Genomic DNA, 16,818 nt, shown 5'->3' on the forward strand with positions numbered 1-16,818 from the left:
GATTTTGCTCGAATTCCATCCTCTGATGCGTTGGATTGTCTACCTAGTCAAATGTTTGCTGGCAGGTTTTGTGCTCATGCAGGCGTACTTCGCCATTCAAATTAGCCTTTGGACCACCATAGATCCTCAGAGCACTGCTTTTCAGAGGGCGGAGCGCTGGCGTTTATGCGCCTGGCAGTGGACTTGCTCTGCGCAATCCCACTGGACGCCTTATGACAAGATTTCAAATAATCTCAAGCGGGCGGTTTTGGTCAGTGAAGACGACATCTTTTTTCAACACAAAGGCGTTCGCGTAGAGGATATGCAAAAAGCTTGGGAAAAGAATCAACAACAAAACCAACAAAAGTCAGGCCCAAAATCTAAAACCCCTCTGCGGGGTGGATCCACCATTACGCAACAGCTTGCTAAAAACCTCTTCTTATCATCGGAGCAAAGTTATTTGCGCAAAGGACAGGAGCTCATTATCACGGGGCTCCTAGAGCTCATTCTGACGAAGCAGCGCTTGTTTGAAATGTATCTGAATTCGGTTGAGTGGGGTGAAGGCGTCTTTGGAATTGGTGCTGCTGCTCGACACTACTACGGAGTGAATCCTGCAAATTTAGATCGAGAGCAGTCGGCTGCATTAGCGTCCGCATTACCAGCCCCAAAGTGTTTTGACAAACAACAGCACTATTACTGCGGGAGTATTAACTATGCTGCTCGCCAAGACTTCATATTGGAAAATATGGGTCGTGTTGCGCTGCAGCCGCCAGTCTTGCAGCCTAAAAAAGCGAAATAAGTATTTAGCTTGCTGCCCTTAGGGCATCACGTGTTGCTAGCGCTACTTGTCTTGCGGCCTGTGCGAAATCATTTCCTGTGCTGGCATACAAAATCGCTCTTGAAGAATTAATGATCATTCCTGTGCCGGGTTTACCAGGGATGCTGCCGGCTTTTACCGTGGCCTCAATGTCGCCATCTTGGGCGCCAATTCCTGGAATAAGGAGGGGCATCTCTCCAACAATAGTGCGTACTTTGGAAATTTCTTCGGGGAAGGTTGCACCAACAACGAGACCAATTTGACCAGACCGATTCCATTGGGTTGCTGCCAGTTTGGCAATATGGAGGTACAATGGTTCGCCATTAGGTGAAACATTTAAGAACTGTAAATCCGAGCCGCCTGGGTTGGAGGTGCGACATAAAACAATCACGCCCTTGCCATGGTGTTTGAGATAAGGCTCAATGGTGTCAAATCCCATGTAGGGATTTACGGTGATGGCATCGGCACCGTAGCGCTCAAACGCTTCCAAAGCGTAGTGATCGGCAGTACTGCCAATATCTCCGCGCTTGGAGTCCAGTATGACTGGAATGTGTGGGTGCTTATCTTTCAGGTGCGCGATCAACTTTTCAAGCTGAGCCTCTGCTCTTTGAGAGGCAAAATAGGCAAACTGGGGTTTGAAGGCGCACACCAAATCGGCCGTGGCATCTGCGATCTCTCGGCAGAACTCAAAAATTCCCTCTGGTTTTCCTTGCGGGGGGGTAGGCAAGCGCTTGGGGTCCGGGTCAAATCCCACGCACAGCATGCTCCCTTGGGAAGCCCATGCGGACTGGAGTTGCTGGTAAAAGGTATTTGAGCGAGAACTCATTCGAGTTGGCTTATTTTAGTGATTTTGTCACGATCTATAGGCTAAACTAGCGCACATTCCTTAGGAGTTCACCATGATCAACTTGTTCGTCCTGCAAAATGGCCGCCTCTCCCAAGAGCAAGTGGAAAATCGCAATGAATTATTGCAATACGCTAATCCTATCTGGATTGACGTGGTTGATCCAGAGGAAGAAGAGCTGATTTGGATTAAAGAGGCATTTGGCGTTCTTTTACCTGAGTTGGATGACTTGGGTGACTTAGAGGCTTCCGCTCGGTATTTTGAGGCGGATGATGGTCATCTCCACATTCGTACTGATTTTCTATTGGATGAAGAAGAGATATCGCGCAACGTACGCGTAGCGTTTGTGCTGACCAAGCAAGTGCTCTTCTCAATCTATGACGAGGATTTACCGGTTTTCCGCTTGGTGCGTTTGCGCGCGCGTTTGCGTCCAGGTTCTGTTAGTAATGCTAAAGATGTGTTGCTGGATTTGTACTCCACAGATGCAGAGTACTCAGCTGATGCTTTGGAGGAGGTTTATGAAAACCTCGAGCAGGCAGGGAAACGCGTTTTGCAAGATGACATCAATGACGCCGATGCTGAGCAAGTTCTCGAGACAATTGCCAAAGAAGAAGATACCAATGGCCGTATTCGTCGCAATGTGATGGATACCCGCAGAGCCTTATCCTTCCTCATGCGCAGCAAATTGTTGTCAGATGAGCAACAAGAGGAAGCACGTCAAATTTTGCGAGACATTGACTCTCTAGAAAACCATACGGCATTCTTATTCGATAAGATCAACTTCTTGATGGATGCAACCGTTGGTTTTATTAACTTGAACCAATCGAAAATCATCAAGATCTTCTCGGTGGTATCGGTGGCCTTAATGCCGCCTACCTTGTTGGCAAGTGTGTGGGGTATGAATTACAAACATATGCCAGAGTTAGATGCTGCTTGGGGTTACCCAATGGCGATTGGCGCCATGATTGTTTCCGCAATCATTCCACTCTGGTACTTCCATCACAAAGGATGGATGAAATAACGAAGTAAGCAGGATTGCTCTCTAGTCTTCGAGCAGTTTCGCGAATTCGCTCAAAATATAAAGGCGGGCTTGCTCCCGAATCGATTGGCGATCCCCGTTAAAAAATACCGTTTTTGTCAGAACACGGTTCTCGCCAGCATCATTTTGAATGGCCCAGCCAAAGCAAACGGTTCCGATGGGTTTGTTTTTTGATCCGCCGGTAGGTCCAGCGGTTCCGGTGATCGCAATAGCAGTATTTGCTCCAGAATGACTCAGAGCGCCCTCTGCCATGGCCTTGGCAACCTGCTCGCTGACAGCTCCATGCGATTCAATCAGTGTTGATGGGACTCCCAGACATTCTTCTTTTGCTTGATTGCTGTAGGTGATGTAGCCACGCTCAAACCACTCACTTGAACCGGCTAATTCGGTCAGTGAGGCGCAGACTATACCGCCTGTGCAAGATTCAGCGGCAGCCATTTTCCAATCTTTGGCCAGCAAGATTTCGGCGAGGGTTTTAACAGTGTCGAGGATGTGCATGGTGAAATTCAAGCAAGGTGAGCGATTGCTATCTGAGTGAGCGCTAAACCAAAGAGGGTCAATATAGCGGCAGCAACATCATCAATCATGATGCCAAATCCTCGCCACAGCATTTGCGAGAAGCTTGACTGCGCTTTGTCATCTTCTTGTTTTTTAAAATAACGATCAATCCACCCAATTGGACCAGGCTTCACAGCATCAAAAAATCGAAACAATCCAAAAGCCCATGACTGCATCCAAATACTCGCTGGCATGATGAAAATGAGTACTAACCAAAAAGCAATCATTTCATCCCAAACAATACCGCCAAAATCTTTTTTGCCCAACTCCTCGCTGACTAGTCCGCAAATCCAGCAACCCAGTAACGCCCCAGCTCCAATAGCCCACAGTGCGGAGTTCATGCTTAGGAAATGTTGAGCTATCAAGAAGATTGCCCACGCCCAAAGGGTGCCTGCCGTGCCAGGCGCCATGGGGCTAAGACCACTTCCAAAACCAAACGCGAGGATGCGACTTGGCCGTTGCACCATCCATTTAAAGTTAGGCATGATGGCGGATGAACTAGTGCTCTTCATATAGAGAAGTGATCAAATGATTTGAGAAGAGCAGTAGTTTCTTTGTCACCCAGTGTTACGCCATCTCTGCCGACGATGTGCACTTGGGGAGATGTTTTTTCCATGGCATGAATCTGGCCAATACAAGTGATGGGGATGTTCAAAGATTTGCTAATTTGTTCAATCGTTGTGTGCTGATTTTTGGCGGCAGTGAAACACAACTCGTAATCATTGCCACCACTCGCAGCAAACTGATTTTGAATTTCGGTTGAATGCTTTTGCAATGTCGGGGATATGGGCAGCGCATTCAAAAAAATTTGCGCGTCTACTTTCGATTGTTTGAGAATATGCTTGAGATCGCCAAGTAATCCATCGGAAATGTCGAGTGCTGCGTTAGCAATCCCTCTTAGTGGATACCAAGCTCAACCCTGGGGGTTGGTTGATGCATGCGATGAGCGATCGACTCAAGATCTTGCCTGGAAAGATGAATTTCATGACGCAGTGCAGCAAGAGCGAGTCTGGCATCGCCAACGGTGCCGGATACCCAAATGTCATCCCCAATTTTTGCCCATGATCTGAAAAGGGCTTTTTGGGGGGCGCTCCCGATGGCGGTAATCGAGATCGTGAGCGGCCCTGCAGTGGTGTCGCCCCCTATCAATGGGCATGAATATTCATGGGCCATAGCCAGTACCCTTTGGAAAGCCAGTCAGCCACTGCGTATCTACTGCTGGTAAAACGATTGCTAAGGTAAAGCCAAGGGGTTTTGCGCCGATTGCAGCAAGGTCGGACAGATTGACGGCACGTGCTTTGCGACCCAACTGCTCTGGATCGCTGCCAGCAAAGAAATGCCGGTTTTCTACCAGCGAATCGCTAGTAATGGCGATTTCTTCATCGGGAAAGGGTTTGATCAGGGCGCAGTCGTCGCCAATCCCTAAGCTGAGGGATGAGTTGGCCGAAATGCTTCCCATTTTGAAATAACGTTCAATCAGATCGAATTCACCCAATGGGTTTGATTCAGAATGCATGCCCCATTTTATGGCTCTTGAGAGTTCAGCGAGAGAGAGGAATAGAATGAAAGGCTGAATAAGCATTGCCGAGTACTAAAAATAGATAAAACAATAGACAACACCCAACACGATTTAGTGAGCCGGTAGATGAGTAAAGTCAATAGTAAAGAACAGCAAATCGCCGCCTTAAGAGAGGCTGCGCTTCAGTATCACGAATTGCTGGTCCCCGGGAAAATTGAGATTGCTCCTACTAAGCAGTTAACCAATCAGCGCGATCTTGCTCTTGCCTACACACCTGGAGTTGCGGCTCCGTGTGAAGAGATTGTGAAAGATCCTGCGAACGCATTTAAGTACACTGCCAAAGGAAATTTAGTTGGTGTGATTACCAACGGTACGGCGGTTCTCGGCTTAGGAAATATTGGGCCATTGGCCAGTAAGCCGGTGATGGAAGGCAAAGCAGTACTTTTTAAAAAGTTTGCAGGCATTGATGTTTTTGATATCGAGGTCAATGAGAGTGATCCCGATAAATTAGTTGAAATCATCGCCGCTCTTGAGCCGACATTTGGTGGCATCAATTTGGAAGATATTAAGGCCCCAGATTGTTTCGTAGTGGAGCGCAAGCTACAAGCGCGCATGAAGATCCCCGTCTTTCATGATGATCAGCACGGCACTGCGATTGTGGTGGCCGCAGCCATCCTAAATGGCCTTAAGGTAGTCGGTAAAAAGGTTGAAGATGTCAAGCTGGTCACTTCTGGTGCTGGTGCAGCTGCCTTAGCTTGTTTGGATCTTTTGGTGGATCTGGGCATCCAACGAAAAAATATCTGGGTCACTGACTTAGCAGGAGTTGCTTACAAGGGTCGCAAAGAGCTGATGGATCCAGAGAAGGAACCGTTCTGCCAAGAGACCAATTTGCGCACATTGGATGAAGTGATTGCTGGTGCCGATATTTTCCTGGGACTATCTGCTGGCGGTGTTCTTAAGCAAGACATGGTGAAGAAAATGGCTGATAAGCCATTGATTTATGCCTTAGCAAATCCCACCCCAGAAATTCTTCCAGAGGAAGTTAAGGCGGTTCGCCCTGATGCTGTAATGGCAACGGGTCGCACGGATTACCCCAATCAAGTCAATAACGTACTGTGTTTCCCATTCATTTTTCGTGGTGCGTTGGATGTTGGCGCAACCACCATTACGCGCGGCATGGAAGTGGCCGCCGTGAAAGCTGTTGCTGAGCTGGCACAGGCTGAGCAGAGTGAAGTCGTAGCATCTGTATATGGCATTGAGAACTTGTCATTTGGTCCAGAGTACTTAATTCCAAAACCATTTGATCCCTGCTTGATTGCCGTGATCGCGCCAGCGGTTGCAAAAGCGGCGATGGATGATGGCGTAGCCTCTCGTCCCATCAAAGATTTCGATGCTTATCGAAATCAGTTGCAACAGTTTGTGTACCACTCAGGTACCTTGATGAAGCCGCTCTTTAGTATTGCGAAGCGTGTTCCTGCGAATCAAAAACGAATTGTCTTTGCTGAGGGTGAAGATGGGCGTGTATTGCGTGCAGTTCAGATCATCATCGATGAAAATTTAGCGACCCCAATTTTGATTGGTCGTCCTACCGTCATCGAGCATCGCATTGAGAAGTTTGGCCTTCGCATGAAGTCTGGCGATGACTTTGAGATCGCGAACCCTGAAAAAGATGATCGTTTCCGCGATTTCTGGCAAACCTATCTGGGTCTTACAGAGCGTAAGGGTGTTACCCAGTCTTTTGCGAAGTTGGAAGTACGTCGTCGCAACAGTTTGATCGGTAGCCTGCTGATTAAAAAAGGCATGGCTGACGGCATGATCTCGGGAACCGTTGGCAATCTTTCTACCCATCTCAAGTACGTTGATGAGGTCATTGGGCGCGAGCCTGGAGCAAATGTCTATGGCGCAATGTCCGGCTTAATTTTGCCAGGTCGTCAAGTTTTCTTGGTGGATACCCACATCAATGTTGATCCGAGCGCATGCGAATTAGCAGAATTGACCTTAATGGCTGCAAGTGAAATGCGTAAATTGGGTTTAGCTCCAAAAGTAGCACTTTTATCGCACTCTAACTTTGGCTCTAACAATGCATCATCTGCTGTAAAGATGCGTGAAGTGTTGGCACTGCTACAAGAAACCGATCCAACCTTAGAAGTGGATGGCGAGATGCATGGCGACAGTGCGTTGGACGAAACCATCCGCTCTGGCACCGTCACATCATCCCCATTAAAAGGGAGTGCAAACTTGCTGGTGCTACCGAATATCGATGCAGCGAATATCTCTTACAACTTGCTGAAAGTAGCCGCCGGTAATGGTATTACGATTGGACCATTATTGTTAGGAGTGGCTAAACCAATCCACATTCTGACCCCCGCAGCCACTGTGCGCAGGATTGTGAATGTGACAACATTGGCGGTTGTTGAGGCGGCAAGTAACGCCAGAGGCATCTCGTAAATTCTCAAAGAATTTATGTAAGTTAGCAATGACTTACATAAATTAATACCATATAAATCATAACTTATAGAAAAACCCTGGTATTTGGGCTTGATTTGATGGCGTGTTACGGGTAACCTAGTACCCATCATGAATAATCGCTCTGGAAACAGTAGTACAGCCAGCTTCGAAGAACATAGCCGTGCTGAAAGTTGGGATAGCAGTGATCGTCTAGAAACCGAATCGTCCGCTGCCAATATTTACGCTCAGGGTGGTTTATCTCGTTTACAAACCTATGCAGCAAATCAAGCTTCGGGAAAAAAGTGACAGTTTCTTGGCGTGCCGCTTTGGCCGTTCGTGATGCCGGACCGCCGGCTATGTTGCGCAGTGTGCGCACTAACATCGTGCAATCGATTCGTGCTTTCCGTATCCCAGATTTACAGGAAGCCGCAACTGAACTCGGTCAGCATTTCATTTATGCCAATTGCACAAATGCGATGACTAAGGGTGAAGTTCTCGAGGCAATTGCAATTGCTTATTCCTTCACAAAGCAACAAGCCAAAAACTTTGATCCTCTGTTGGATGCTTTGACAACCACTACCGACAAAGCGGGTCAACAACCCGGATTTGTGGTTGTGCTTGAAGGTTTGCCTTGCACACAAAAATTTGACAAAGAAGCTCGTGAAACATTGTTAGATGTTTTCCGTGACGCGGTGGATTATTGGGCTGAGCGTCGCACACCGTATCGTGTGTTCTACTCGTTCGCATAATCAGCAATCGCCTGCAAACCCTGAAATCGCCTCTATTTGAGGCGATTTTGCATTTCAGGATTCCATATGCTGTGGACCGCAGTGATGGCCGCTATGCCAGCAGTTTCAGTGCGCAAGACCCGTTCGCCCATGAGAACGAGTTGATAGCCGGCTGCTTGCGCCTGAGTCTCTTCGTCGGGTGAATGACCACCCTCTGGGCCGATCATCAGGACGGTATCCTGTGGGTCATTTTCCATTAGCACGGAATACATGCTTTTAGTGGCGTCTGGACTCAACAATAATTTGAGTGTGGGTTTTGTGCCGTCATTGCCAGCTTTTAAATATTCTACAAAGGTGACGATGGGTTCCAGTTTTGGTAACACTGTCCGGTCGCATTGCTCGCATGCAGCTTGCATGATTCCTTGCCAATGGCTCAATCGTTTTTGGGCGCGATCGTGTTCACTTGAACGGGTGAGTTTTAGGATGGAGCGTTCACACTGCATGGGGGCAATGATTTGGGTTCCCGTTTCAACCGCTTTTTCCACAATCCAATCCATTTTGTCGCCCCCTGCCAAACCTTGGGCCAAAGTGATCGCATATGGAGTCTCGCGACGAGTGTCCATATGAATATCACTAAGCTGAGCAACCCCACTTTTCCCAGTCAGGGCGAGGAGTTCGGCGCTGGCTACCAACCCTTTTCCATCAAATACGGGAAAGGACTCGCCGACTTGAATGCGCCGGACACGTAGATGATGGGCTACCTCAGGGGTGAGGGGGGTTGGCTTTTGGGATTCCCATGGTCCGGGAAGATAAAATTGAGGCATTACTGAAATATAGCCAATTTATTTTTCCAGAGACCATTTTTACGATGTCAAACCTTCAAATTCGCATGGCCAACGCCATTCGCGCCTTATCCATGGATGCAGTTCAGCAGGCAAATTCAGGACACCCTGGTATGCCGATGGGAATGGCCGATATTGCTGTTGGATTATGGAATGAGCACTTAAAACACAATCCGACCGATCCCCATTGGATTGATCGCGATCGTTTTGTGTTATCAAATGGCCATGGATCGATGCTGTTGTATTCGTTGCTGCATCTTTCTGGATATGACTTGCCTATTGAGGAGTTAAAAAATTTCCGTCAATTGCATAGCAAAACTCCAGGCCATCCTGAGTACGGAATTACACCCGGCGTAGAAACGACAACGGGCCCATTGGGTCAGGGGATTTCGAATGCCGTTGGCATGGCGCTAGCAGAAAAATTATTAGCAGAAGAATTTAATCGCCCTGGTCACAACATTATTGATCACTACACCTATGTGTTTTTAGGTGATGGTTGTTTGATGGAGGGCATTAGTCATGAAGTCTGCTCATTGGCGGGAACATTAAAGCTCAATAAGCTAATCGCACTTTGGGATGACAACGGTATTTCCATCGACGGAAAAGTTGTTTCTTGGTTTAATGAAGACACTCCAAAGCGCTTTGAAGCATATGGCTGGAATGTAATTCGTGACGTTGATGGTCATGATGCTGAAGCGGTTTCCGCTGCAATCGCTAAGGCCAAGAAGAGCGATAAACCTACTCTGATTTGTTGCAAGACCGCGATTGGTCAAGGCTCTCCGAATATGGCGGGTACTGATAAGGTGCATGGTTCACCATTGGGCGCAACTGAAATTGCTGCTACACGTGTAGCTTTAAATTGGCCCTACGCTCCTTTTGAAATTCCGAAAGATATTTATGCTGCTTGGGATTTTAAGAAGCGCGGTCAATCGCCTGAGCACGAGTGGAATAAAGATTTCCAGAAATACAAAAACAAATTTCCAGAGCTTGCAGCAGAATTACAGCGTCGCATGCAGGGAGATTTGTCTGCCGATTTCACTAAGACATTAAATGCGTATTTAAAAACTTGCCAATCTAAAGCTGAAACAGTCGCTACGCGCAAAGCAAGTCAGAATGCAATCGAAGCATTAGCGCCAGCGTTGCCAGAATTTATGGGGGGTTCAGCAGACTTAACGGGCTCGAACTTGACCAATTGGTCAGCATGCAAGCCCGTGCGTGGTGATCGGTGGGGTAATCACATTAACTATGGTGTGCGTGAGTTTGGTATGAGCGCCATCATGAATGGTATTGCCTTGCATGGTGGCTACATTCCCTTTGGCGGGACATTCTTAACATTCTCTGACTACAGCCGCAACGCCATTCGTATGGCTGCACTAATGAAATTGCGCAGCATTTTTGTTTTCACCCATGACTCGATTGGTTTGGGTGAAGACGGGCCAACGCATCAATCGGTTGAGCATGTAGCCAGTTTGCGCCTAATTCCCAATCTGATGGTTTGGCGCCCTTGCGATACAACCGAGAGCGCTGTTGCTTGGGGTGCCGCGATTGAACGCAAGAATGGTCCTAGCGCGTTAATTTTCAGCCGTCAAAATTGCCCATTTGTTCCACGCAACAATCAACAAATTAAGGACATTGCTCGTGGCGGCTATGTTTTAAAAGACCCACAGTCTGGCAAAGTTGATGCAGTCATCATTGCTACGGGTTCTGAAATCGCTCTGGCATTACAAACGGCCCAGCAATTAGAGGTCAAGGGATTGGGCATTCGCGTGGTATCAATGCCTTCAACTACGGTATTCGATCAGCAAGATGCTTCCTACAAAGCCAAAGTATTGCCTGCCAATATTCCGCGCATTGCAATAGAGGCTGGCGTAAGTGATTTTTGGTGGAAATATGGATGCGCTGCTGTACATGGTGTAGACACCTTTGGTGAATCAGCGCCTGCGGGCCAACTATATGAATATTTTGGTCTAACAGTCGATCAAATTGCAAAGACGGTTCAACAATGCATTGCAAAAAAGTAATGCCAATTAATCCAACACAAATGAATTCAATATTAGTAAGGGGGAGGTAATGACAATTCGTGTCGCAATAAATGGTTATGGGCGTATTGGTCGCATGGTATTGCGTGCTTTGTACGAAGATCAAGTCAATGGCAAGCTGCGTCGTGATATCAAGATTGTTGCCATCAATGCAATGGGTGACATTGCCATTAACGCCCATTTAACCCAGTATGACTCTGCCCACGGTTGCTTTCCGGCTGAAGTTTCGGTTGATGGAGATTGCATGGTGGTCAATGGTGATCGCATCAAAATGTTTTCGACTCGCAACCCTGCAGAAACTCCTTGGGGCGAATTGGGCGTTGATTTAGTTCTTGAATGTACTGGTAAGTTCACTTCGAAAGAAAAGGCCATGATTCATATTCAGCAGGGGGCAAAGAAGGTATTGATCTCTGCTCCTGGTGAAAAGGATGTGGATGCCACAATTGTGTATGGCGTTAACCAAAACGTTCTCAAGCCAAGTGATGTCGTTGTCTCAAACGCAAGCTGCACCACCAACTGTTTGGCTCCATTGGTTAAGCCATTGCTCGAAAAAATTGGTATTGAATCTGGTTTGATGACCACTATCCATGCGTTTACCAATGATCAGGTGTTGACTGATGTGTATCACAAGGATATGCGTCGCGCGCGTTCTGCTGTTTCGAGCATGATTCCAACGAAGACCGGTGCGGCAAAAGCGGTCGGTTTGGTATTGTCAGCATTGGCAGGGCGCTTTGATGGATTTGCGATGCGTGTTCCGGTAATTAATGTTTCCGTTGTTGATCTGACTTTCGCGGCTAGTCGTGCTACCAGCGTAGATGAAGTGAATGCCATTTTGAAAACTGCCAGCGAAGGCGAGCTCAAAGGCATTTTGGGATTCAATACGCTGCCATTGGTTTCAATCGACTTCAATCATGATCCTCGCCCAAGTATTTATGATGCCTCTCAAACCCGCGTCTCTGCGGACGGTAAGTTGGTTAAGGTATTGGCCTGGTATGACAATGAATGGGGTTATTCCGTTCAAATGCTCAATGCAGCAGAAGCATTGATGGCAGTAAAGTAATTAAACGTCTTTAAATTACGCCTTCTGTTGTTAAAAGAAGTCAAAAAATGAAAAGAGACCTCAAATAGAGGTCTCTTTTCACATCTTTATGCTGAAAAACAGCCCAAATTCCAGAAATTCGCTTATTTTTGCTTATTACGACAGTTTTTCTTTTGACAATGTCCGTACATCGCTAGAGAGTGCTCTTGCAGTTTGAATTCGAGATTTTTCGCAATATCCCGTTGCCGTTTTTCAATGGCCTCATCCACAAATTCTTCGACGTGCCCGCAGTCCAAGCAAACCAGGTGATCATGATGGCGCCCCTCGTTGAGCTCGTAAATTGCTCGGCTATCGCCTTTGCTGGATTCAAAATGGCTTCTCAGTAGCAGGCCGGCCTGCTCAAATTGGGTTAGAACCCGATAGACCGTGGCTAGGCCGATTTCTTGATCATCCTTGGCCAAAGCCATAAAGACATCTTCGGCGCTAAAGTGAGTGCCACCATTTTGGTGGAAAAAGTCTAGGATTCGCATACGCGGCCCAGTGGCTTTTAGACCAATATCGCGCAGATTCTCGGGGGTGGGGTTTTGGTTCATCGTCATGGCTTTGCGAGCTAAAATCAATGTCTTAATGATACGGCCAGCCATGCAAATTTGCCTTGAACTTTCCAATTGTTTACTTTCTCCGCTTTTAAAGCGGAGAGCCTTACTTTCTAGAAGCGGGATTTTGGCAATTTTCTTGGTGGGTTTGCTTGCAATTGGGGGGTGCACATCAGCGGTTGATGATACTCAGCGCGCTTGGATGAATAAAGTATTCAAACCCTATGTTCCTGATGTGGTGCAGGGAAACTTCATTTCGAGCGAACAATATGCCAAGCTGCAGTTAGGGATGTCTCGTGAGCAAGTGCGCCAAATATTAGGCACCCCACTTCTTGCTAGCTACTTTCATGCCAATCGCTGGGATTATGTTTTTGAATTTAAGCGCGCCGGACAGCGTGTTAGCAAAGAACGCCATGTGACCATATTCTTTGAAGGTGACAAAGTAGTGAGGTTTGAGGGCGACGCGCTGCCGACGGGTGTTGAGCTGGTTGCTGAGATTGACAATTACGCCAAAACAAAACGTTCTTTCTGGGATGTTGTCACCGGTTCAAATAAACCACCAGTTACGCCACCGCTGCAACAACCAGAGTTGCTCGTACCAAGTCCAACGGATAACCTGCCTAAAGGAGCAGCTGTACCACCGGTGCCTGCTGAAAGCAAAGGCTTGTTTTGGGATTACTTTAGTTTTTCGAAGTCTGGTGATGGTCAGGTAGTGCAGCCCGAGCCTTTGGGTCCTGGCTCTGCTAATACCGTTCCACCATCAGAAGCGAAGCAATAGAAAATGAAATTGACGTTCAAAAATGTTGAGCGTCTCCAGAAACTTTAAGTCAAAGCGAAGAGACTCATGATGAAGATAGCAATTTCTGGCGCTACAGGCCGTATGGGCAAGATGTTAATTGAGGCTGTTTTAAATACAGCAGGCGCTGAGCTTGTCGGCGCTTTGGAGCGTGCAACTTGTCCCCAACTTGGTGAAGATGCTGAGGCTTTTTTAGGTAAAAAAACCGGCGTACTAATTTCTTCTGACATTGGGTCAGTTTTAGCGAATGCTGAGTTTCTGATTGATTTCACAAGACCAGAGGGGACTATGGCGCATTTGGCTGTGGCTGAACAAACCGGTACCAAGATGATTATTGGTACTACTGGACTAAGCCCTGAGCAAATTGCGAATTTAAAGAAGGCTTCCGCAAAGCTGGCGATTGTTTTTGCTCCGAATATGAGTGTTGGTGTGAGCGCCACATTCAAATTACTCGAGATTGCTGCCAAGATGCTTAATCAAGGTTATGACATTGAGATTATTGAGGCACATCATCGCCATAAGGTAGACGCACCATCTGGCACTGCGTTGAAAATGGGCGAAGTGATCGCAGACGCTCTGAACAAAAAATTAGATGACGTTGCTGTGTATGCACGCGAGGGTCATGCTGGCGAGCGCAAAGAGGGCTCGATTGGGTTTGCAACGATTCGTGGTGGCGATATTGTTGGCGATCACACCGTACTCTTTGCAGGCGATGGCGAGCGCATTGAAATTAGCCATAAGTCCTCAAGTCGTCAGTCGTATGCGCAAGGATCATTGCGCGCCGCTCGCTTTCTGAAAAGTAAAAGTACAGGACTATATGACATGCAAGATGTCTTAGGCCTTCGTCAATAGTGATATCTAAAACGATTATTAAAAATAAAAGAAAAGAGTTGTTTTAATGAGTAAGGATTACGACTACCGCAGTATTGAAGCGGTGGCGCAAGCTGACTGGGAAAGTGCGCAAGTCTATCAAGTAACTGAAAACACCGTTAGTGCTGACGGCAAGAAAAAGCCAAAATATTACGCATGCTCGATGCTCCCTTATCCATCTGGGAAGTTGCATATGGGCCACGTGCGCAATTATACGATCAATGATGTGATGGCGCGTCAACTGCGAATGCAGGGCTATAACGTCTTAATGCCGATGGGTTGGGACGCATTTGGAATGCCCGCTGAAAATGCGGCGATCCAAAACAAAGTGCCGCCAGCAAAATGGACTTACGACAACATCGCCTATATGAAAAAGCAAATGGCGGCGATGGGTTTAGCCATTGACTGGTCCCGGGAAGTTGCTACGTGTGGTCCTGACTACTACCGTTGGAATCAATGGCTCTTTTTGAAGATGCTAGAAAAAGGAATTGCATATCGTAAGACTCAAGTAGTGAATTGGGATCCAATCGATCAGACTGTTTTAGCAAATGAACAGGTGATTGATGGCCGTGGTTGGCGCTCAGGTGCATTAGTAGAAAAACGGGAGATACCCGGCTACTACTTCAACATCACTGCATACGCTGAGCAGTTGCTTTCAGGCTTGGATGGTTTAGGTTGGCCAGAGCGCGTTAAGACCATGCAGCAAAATTGGATCGGAAAAAGTCGCGGCGTTCGCTTTGCGTTTAAGCATGAAATTGCGGATGATCACGGCAACTTTATTCAAGATGGATTGTTGTATGTCCTTACGACCCGCGCTGACACTATTATGGGCGTGACATTTTGCGCGGTAGCGGCTGAGCATCCATTGGCAACGAAAGCTGCTGCGAATAATTCGGCTTTGGCAGCATTTATTGAGAAATGCAAAACAGGAAGCGTAATTGAAGCTGATCTGGCAACTCAAGAAAAAGAAGGGATGTTTACTGGTCTCTACGTAACACATCCGCTAACAAATGGGCCGGTGCCAGTATGGGTTGGAAACTACGTGTTGATGTCCTACGGCGATGGTGCGGTGATGGGTGTGCCAGCGCATGACGAGCGTGATTTTGCCTTTGCCCTGAAATATGAGCTACCGATTACACAAGTCATTGCCCTAAAGAGTGAATCACCGATGTTCAATGCAACTCGCTGGGAAGATTGGTACGCTCAAAAAGAAGATATTGTTTGTTTTAATAGTGGCAAATATGACGGTCTATCACATGAAGAGGCGGCAAGTGCAGTAGCCAAAGACCTCGAGAAGATGAGTATTGGAGAAATCAAGACGACCTACCGCTTGCGTGATTGGGGCATTTCTCGTCAACGTTATTGGGGTACGCCGATTCCAATCATTCATTGTGGTAATGAGTCCAATCCGGGCTGTGGTGCAGTACCTGTGCCCGAGGCGGACTTACCAGTGGTACTGCCAGAAGATTGCGTACCAGATGGTAGTGGCAACCCACTCAACAAGCGCGCAGATTTCTTAAATGTGAAATGTCCAAAATGCGGTAAGCCAGCAAGGCGCGAGACGGATACGATGGATACCTTTGTAGACTCATCATGGTATTTCATGCGCTACACCGGCCCAAATGCCAAGACCATGGTCGATGAGCGAAATGCTTACTGGATGCCGATGGATCAATACATTGGCGGTATTGAGCATGCGATTTTGCATTTGCTTTATGCGCGCTTCTGGACCAAGGTGATGCGCGATCTGAATCTAATCACTTTTGATGAGCCTTTTCAAAATCTGTTGACGCAAGGCATGGTACTTAATGAGACCTATTATTCGGAAGATGCCTCAGGCAAGAAAAATTGGCTCAATCCTGCTGATGTGGAGTTGGATCTTAATGAAAAGGGACGCCCTCAAGGTGCGAAGTTAAAGGATGGCACCTCGACCCCAGTCGTTATTGGCGGTGTTGAGAAGATGTCCAAGAGCAGGAATAATGGCGTTGATCCGCAGGCCCTAATTGATCATTATGGCGCCGATACCGCCCGTTTATTTTTGATGTTTGCAGCGCCACCAGAGCAGCAGTTGGAGTGGTCTGGCGCTGGTGTTGATGGCGCCTCACGTTTCTTGCGACGTGTCTGGATGCATTCCAACAGTCAAGCGAATATTATTCGGGATGTGCAGGATGCTCTTCCCGGTGACCTCAATGATGCAGAAAAAGAATTGCGCCGCGAAGTGCATTTCATTTTGAAGCAAGCCAATTTTGACTATCAACGTCGTCAGTACAACACCGTAGTTTCAGCAGCGATGAAGATGCTGAATGTGCTTGAGCCGATTAAGTTGGACCAAAGCTCTGCTATTCGCCCAGCAGTACCACGAGAGTGCTTGAGCATCCTCCTGCGCATTCTTTATCCAGTGGTTCCACATTTAACGCATGTCCTCTGGAAAGATATGGGGTATACCCAATCTTTTGGGCCTCTACTAGATGCAGTTTGGCCTTCTGTGGATGAAAGCGCGCTGATTCAGGCGGAAATCACTCTCATGCTACAAATTAACGGCAAGTTACGCGGTGATATCAAGGTGCCTGCTGATGCCAGCAAGGAGCAAATTGAAGCTGTGACACTGCAAAGTGAGCCTGCGGTCAGAGCGCTCAATGGTGCCGCCCCTAAAAAAGTCATCGTAGTGCCTGGACGTTTGGTGAATATCGTTGCATAGCCCACG

14 protein-coding genes and 2 pseudogenes are annotated in these 16,818 nt (G+C 47.4%); 10 read left to right on the forward strand and 6 right to left on the reverse strand.

What is annotated here, in order from left to right; all coding sequences use genetic code 11:
* Window positions 1–25 precede the first annotated feature (25 nt).
* On the forward strand, window positions 26–778 hold the full coding sequence (gene mtgA / locus BQ1619_RS00880) for a monofunctional biosynthetic peptidoglycan transglycosylase (protein WP_114661686.1): 753 nt from the start codon (window positions 26–28) through the stop codon (window positions 776–778).
* A gap of 4 nt (window positions 779–782) precedes the next feature.
* Here the strand turns inward: mtgA and pyrF are convergent, their stop codons facing one another.
* Window positions 783–1,622: an orotidine-5'-phosphate decarboxylase gene (gene pyrF / locus BQ1619_RS00885; RefSeq protein ID WP_114661688.1), complete on the reverse strand. Its 840-nt coding sequence runs from the start codon at window positions 1,620–1,622 to the stop codon at window positions 783–785.
* 73 nt (window positions 1,623–1,695) lie between these two features.
* Here pyrF and corA point away from each other — a divergent pair, with 73 nt between their 5' ends.
* Complete coding sequence (corA, locus tag BQ1619_RS00890; protein WP_114661690.1) at window positions 1,696–2,661, forward strand: magnesium/cobalt transporter CorA; 966 nt, start codon at window positions 1,696–1,698, stop codon at window positions 2,659–2,661.
* Window positions 2,662–2,682: 21 nt separating this feature from the next.
* Here corA and BQ1619_RS00895 read toward each other — a convergent pair whose 3' ends face one another.
* From BQ1619_RS00895 to thiL, 3 genes and pseudogenes are all read right to left on the reverse strand, one after another.
* Entirely contained in the window at window positions 2,683–3,177 is a 495-nt protein-coding gene (locus tag BQ1619_RS00895) for a CinA family protein (protein ID WP_114661691.1), read from the reverse strand.
* 8 nt (window positions 3,178–3,185) lie between these two features.
* Window positions 3,186–3,722 (reverse strand): phosphatidylglycerophosphatase A family protein, encoded by a 537-nt coding sequence (locus tag BQ1619_RS00900; protein WP_231968393.1) that lies wholly within the window; start codon window positions 3,720–3,722, stop codon window positions 3,186–3,188.
* Window positions 3,723–3,745: 23 nt separating this feature from the next.
* Window positions 3,746–4,753: pseudogene (gene thiL, locus BQ1619_RS10550) on the reverse strand (thiamine-phosphate kinase).
* Between the two features lie 129 nt (window positions 4,754–4,882).
* Between thiL and BQ1619_RS00910 the strand changes: the two are divergent.
* From BQ1619_RS00910 to BQ1619_RS09430, 3 genes and pseudogenes are all read left to right on the forward strand, one after another.
* Complete coding sequence (locus tag BQ1619_RS00910) at window positions 4,883–7,204, forward strand: NADP-dependent malic enzyme (protein WP_114661693.1); 2,322 nt, start codon at window positions 4,883–4,885, stop codon at window positions 7,202–7,204.
* A gap of 129 nt (window positions 7,205–7,333) precedes the next feature.
* A complete protein-coding gene (locus BQ1619_RS09425; RefSeq protein WP_231968395.1) occupies window positions 7,334–7,510 on the forward strand; it encodes a hypothetical protein in 177 nt (58 codons plus the stop codon).
* 62 nt (window positions 7,511–7,572) lie between these two features.
* A pseudogene (locus BQ1619_RS09430) lies at window positions 7,573–7,953 on the forward strand (barstar family protein); the annotation flags it as partial.
* Window positions 7,954–7,985: 32 nt separating this feature from the next.
* On the opposite strand, the gene BQ1619_RS00920 reads toward BQ1619_RS09430, so the two are convergent.
* Window positions 7,986–8,756, reverse strand: coding sequence for a 16S rRNA (uracil(1498)-N(3))-methyltransferase (locus BQ1619_RS00920; RefSeq protein WP_114661694.1), 771 nt, complete (start codon window positions 8,754–8,756; stop codon window positions 7,986–7,988).
* A 44-nt stretch (window positions 8,757–8,800) separates the two neighbouring features.
* On the opposite strand from BQ1619_RS00920, the gene tkt reads away from it, so the two are divergent.
* Together tkt and gap are read left to right on the forward strand one after the other, a co-directional pair.
* Complete coding sequence (gene tkt / locus BQ1619_RS00925; RefSeq protein ID WP_114661695.1) at window positions 8,801–10,795, forward strand: transketolase; 1,995 nt, start codon at window positions 8,801–8,803, stop codon at window positions 10,793–10,795.
* Between the two features lie 49 nt (window positions 10,796–10,844).
* A complete protein-coding gene (gene gap, locus BQ1619_RS00930; protein WP_114661696.1) occupies window positions 10,845–11,873 on the forward strand; it encodes a type I glyceraldehyde-3-phosphate dehydrogenase in 1,029 nt (342 codons plus the stop codon).
* A gap of 122 nt (window positions 11,874–11,995) precedes the next feature.
* Here gap and fur read toward each other — a convergent pair whose 3' ends face one another.
* Window positions 11,996–12,445, reverse strand: coding sequence for a ferric iron uptake transcriptional regulator (fur, locus tag BQ1619_RS00935; protein ID WP_174222110.1), 450 nt, complete (start codon window positions 12,443–12,445; stop codon window positions 11,996–11,998).
* 205 nt (window positions 12,446–12,650) lie between these two features.
* Here fur and BQ1619_RS00940 point away from each other — a divergent pair, with 205 nt between their 5' ends.
* The 3 genes from BQ1619_RS00940 (at window position 12,651) to leuS (ending at window position 16,812) form a co-directional block, all read left to right on the forward strand.
* Complete coding sequence (locus tag BQ1619_RS00940; RefSeq protein WP_231968397.1) at window positions 12,651–13,226, forward strand: outer membrane protein assembly factor BamE; 576 nt, start codon at window positions 12,651–12,653, stop codon at window positions 13,224–13,226.
* Window positions 13,227–13,295: 69 nt separating this feature from the next.
* Window positions 13,296–14,096: a 4-hydroxy-tetrahydrodipicolinate reductase gene (gene dapB, locus BQ1619_RS00945; protein WP_114663459.1), complete on the forward strand. Its 801-nt coding sequence runs from the start codon at window positions 13,296–13,298 to the stop codon at window positions 14,094–14,096.
* Window positions 14,097–14,142: 46 nt separating this feature from the next.
* Window positions 14,143–16,812 carry a leucine--tRNA ligase gene (gene leuS / locus BQ1619_RS00950; RefSeq protein ID WP_114661700.1) on the forward strand — a complete coding sequence of 890 codons (2,670 nt, stop codon included), beginning with the start codon at window positions 14,143–14,145 and terminating at the stop codon, window positions 16,810–16,812.
* Window positions 16,813–16,818: the final 6 nt, after the last annotated feature.

Origin of the sequence: Polynucleobacter necessarius, from assembly GCF_900095195.1 — a bacterium.
Lineage (GTDB): Bacteria > Pseudomonadota > Gammaproteobacteria > Burkholderiales > Burkholderiaceae > Polynucleobacter > Polynucleobacter necessarius_G.

Excerpts from the sequence above, each read along its gene's own strand:
- mtgA (WP_114661686.1), top strand. The coding sequence starts at position 26 with ATGCGTTGGATTGTCTACCTAGTCAAATGTTTGCTGGCAGGTTTTGTG.
- pyrF (WP_114661688.1), bottom strand. The coding sequence starts at position 1,622 with ATGAGTTCTCGCTCAAATACCTTTTACCAGCAACTCCAGTCCGCATGG.
- corA (WP_114661690.1), top strand. The coding sequence starts at position 1,696 with ATGATCAACTTGTTCGTCCTGCAAAATGGCCGCCTCTCCCAAGAGCAA.
- BQ1619_RS00895 (WP_114661691.1), bottom strand. The coding sequence starts at position 3,177 with ATGCACATCCTCGACACTGTTAAAACCCTCGCCGAAATCTTGCTGGCC.
- BQ1619_RS00900 (WP_231968393.1), bottom strand. The coding sequence starts at position 3,722 with ATGCCTAACTTTAAATGGATGGTGCAACGGCCAAGTCGCATCCTCGCG.
- BQ1619_RS00910 (WP_114661693.1), top strand. The coding sequence starts at position 4,883 with ATGAGTAAAGTCAATAGTAAAGAACAGCAAATCGCCGCCTTAAGAGAG.
- BQ1619_RS09425 (WP_231968395.1), top strand. The coding sequence starts at position 7,334 with ATGAATAATCGCTCTGGAAACAGTAGTACAGCCAGCTTCGAAGAACAT.
- BQ1619_RS00920 (WP_114661694.1), bottom strand. The coding sequence starts at position 8,756 with ATGCCTCAATTTTATCTTCCCGGACCATGGGAATCCCAAAAGCCAACC.
- tkt (WP_114661695.1), top strand. The coding sequence starts at position 8,801 with ATGTCAAACCTTCAAATTCGCATGGCCAACGCCATTCGCGCCTTATCC.
- gap (WP_114661696.1), top strand. The coding sequence starts at position 10,845 with ATGACAATTCGTGTCGCAATAAATGGTTATGGGCGTATTGGTCGCATG.
- fur (WP_174222110.1), bottom strand. The coding sequence starts at position 12,445 with ATGAACCAAAACCCCACCCCCGAGAATCTGCGCGATATTGGTCTAAAA.
- BQ1619_RS00940 (WP_231968397.1), top strand. The coding sequence starts at position 12,651 with ATGAATAAAGTATTCAAACCCTATGTTCCTGATGTGGTGCAGGGAAAC.
- dapB (WP_114663459.1), top strand. The coding sequence starts at position 13,296 with ATGAAGATAGCAATTTCTGGCGCTACAGGCCGTATGGGCAAGATGTTA.
- leuS (WP_114661700.1), top strand. The coding sequence starts at position 14,143 with ATGAGTAAGGATTACGACTACCGCAGTATTGAAGCGGTGGCGCAAGCT.